Annotated in this window: 1 protein-coding gene; it reads left to right on the top strand. The window is 25.6% G+C overall.

Annotation, left to right across the window (positions count from 1 at the left end):
- Positions 1–54 precede the first annotated feature (54 nt).
- Positions 55–492: transposase (locus tag KGF42_RS19185; RefSeq protein WP_413927050.1), on the top strand; the 438-nt coding region annotated here is incomplete at its 3' end.

Raw genomic sequence — 492 nt, 5'->3', positions numbered from 1 at the left:
CATATAATGGGTGAACGAAATAGTTATTCTAAAACGGATAATGACGCAACTTTTATGAGAATGAAAGAAGACCATATGAAAAATGGACAACTTAAACCAGCATATAATATACAATTTGGTGTAGATTCAGAATATATAGTTTGGGTAAGTTCAGGACATCAACCTACTGATACTACAACATTAATACCGTTTTTAAAATCTATTGAGGACTATACAAAATTTAAATATCCTAAAATAGTAGCTGATTCTGGATATGAAAGTGAGGAAAACTATACATTTTTAGAGTGTAATAATCAATTATCTTTCATAAAACCTGCAAATTATGAAATTAGTAAAACTAGAAAATATAAAAATGATATTGGGCGTATTGATAATATGGATTATGATGAAAAAAATGACTATTATATTTGTAAAAATAGCAAAAAACTATTTGCTAATAAAATAATAAATAGGAAATCAAAAACAGGCTATAAAAGTGAAATAACTTGTTAT

Origin of the sequence: Clostridioides sp. ZZV15-6383 (genome assembly GCF_020657735.1) — a bacterium.
GTDB classification, from domain to species: Bacteria; Bacillota; Clostridia; order Peptostreptococcales; family Peptostreptococcaceae; genus Clostridioides; species Clostridioides difficile_D.
The sequence above is the reverse complement of the archived record's forward strand: the minus strand, read 5'-3'. Positions and strand labels throughout refer to the sequence as shown.